Source organism: Streptomyces sp. NH27, assembly GCF_056859195.1.
In genome coordinates this window covers 1-1,727 of record NZ_JACEGK010000871.1, presented here as the reverse complement: position 1 = coordinate 1,727, position 1,727 = coordinate 1, and the positions used below count along the sequence as shown (strand labels likewise).

The window sequence follows — 1,727 nt, the reverse complement described above, 5'->3', positions numbered from 1 at the left end:
CGCCCTGTGGGCCCAGCACTCCGGCGCCGTCGTCCTGGCCCCGAACATTGACGGCTTCCCCGAACAGATCACCGATGGCCACAACGGCCTCCTCTACGACCCCGCCCCCGGCGCCCTGACCGCTGGCATGCGCCGCGCGCTCGCCCTGACCAGGGACGAACGCGCCCGGCTCCGCACCGCCGCCCACCGCAAAGTCCTCAACCAGCGCAATGCCGCCCAGCACCTCGCGGCGCTGCTGGCCATGTTCTGGCAGCAACGCGCCACTCCCATGGCTACACTCCATGGTCATCCGGCACCGGATGCCCGTACGCCGCGGTCACAGGCACCCACCAACACGCACCATCCCCTGGAGGCCACGCCATGACCGCGCCCCTGCTGCTCGTCGACGGCCACTACCTCCTGCACCGCTCCTGGTTCGGATTCGCCGCCCGCATCACCAGCCGCGACAAGACCATCGACCGCACCGGTGTCTTCGGCTTCACCGCGCTCCTGCGCAAAGCCCAAGTCCAGCACGGCGAAAGCTTCGAGATCTTCGTGGTCTTCGACTCCGAGGACGGCTCCCAGGCCCGGGCGAGCCAGGACAGCGACTACAAGGCCCAGCGCCCCGCCCCCGAGCCCGGCCTGATCGAATCCCTTTCCCTGGTCAAGAACGCCCTCGATCACAGCGGCGTCCGATGGATCGAACACGACGGCTGCGAGGCCGACGACGTCATCGCCACCCTGGCCACCGCCGCGCGCACCGACGGCCGCGCGGTCGACATCATGACCACCGACAAGGACTACATTCAGCTCCTGGCCGACCCCAGCGTGCGCCTGCTGAACACGGGTGTCGGCATCGAGCGCCGCTACACCGCCGGCGAGCACATCCTCCCCCGCTACGGTGTCTTCGCCGAGCAATGGCCCGATTTCCGCGCCCTGATGGGCGACCCGGCTGACAACATCCCCGGCATCCGCGGCATCGGCGCCAAGAGTGCAGCCCGGCTGCTGACCGACCGGCGCCGCATCGAGAACATCCCCGCCGACGAACTGCGCCCCACCTGGACGACGCAGTGGCCGCAGGCCCTGCGCTGGCGCGAAATGATCAAGCTCGACACGAAGACCGAACTCCCTGACAACCTCCTCACCGGCACGCCCGCCGCGACGCTGCCCAAAGCCGCGCACGTCCTGGAAGCGCTCGGCCTGTGGTGACACCCACCGCGATATGGGACTTCGACGGAACGCTCGGCCACCGCCGGTACGGAACCTGGGCCGAGTGCCTCCTGGAGGTCCTGGACGTCCAAGAGCCCGGCCATGGCTGGGCCTTCCCCGAGATGTTCGAAGCCCTCGCCACCGGCTTCCCCTGGCACGCCGCCCACGTCCCCCACCCGCACCTGAGCGACCCCGACGTCTGGTGGGACCACATCACCAGCGTCGTCGCTGAAGCCCGCACCCGCCGCGGGCTCTCCCGCCCTCACACCGCGGCCGCCGCGACCCGCGCCGCCTACACAGACCCCGCCGCGTGGAGCCTCTACCCGCAGACTCTGCACGTCCTCGACCGGCTCACCGCGCACGGCTGGACGCACATCCTCCTCTCCAACCACGTCCCCGAACTCCCCGCCATCCTGTCCGCTCTCGGCATCGACACCCGCTTCCACGCGGTGATCAACTCCGCCGCCAGCGGATACGAGAAACCCCACCCCCAGGCGTTCCGTCTCGCCCAAGGCGCCGCCGGCCCCGCACACCATCTC

Annotated in this window: 3 protein-coding genes; all 3 read left to right on the top strand. The window is 70.1% G+C overall.

The window, feature by feature from the left end; translation table 11 throughout:
* The coding region (locus AC13HU_RS36670; protein ID WP_483046323.1) for a glycosyltransferase at window positions 1–364 on the top strand (364 nt) is incomplete at its 5' end.
* Entirely contained in the window at window positions 361–1,188 is an 828-nt protein-coding gene (locus AC13HU_RS36665; protein ID WP_483046322.1) for a 5'-3' exonuclease, read from the top strand. The genes AC13HU_RS36670 and AC13HU_RS36665, both read left to right, overlap by 4 nt.
* Window positions 1,182–1,727: HAD family hydrolase (locus AC13HU_RS36660; protein ID WP_483046321.1), on the top strand; the 546-nt coding region annotated here is incomplete at its 3' end. The genes AC13HU_RS36665 and AC13HU_RS36660, both read left to right, overlap by 7 nt.

Excerpts from the sequence above, each read along its gene's own strand:
- AC13HU_RS36665 (WP_483046322.1), top strand. The coding sequence starts at position 361 with ATGACCGCGCCCCTGCTGCTCGTCGACGGCCACTACCTCCTGCACCGC.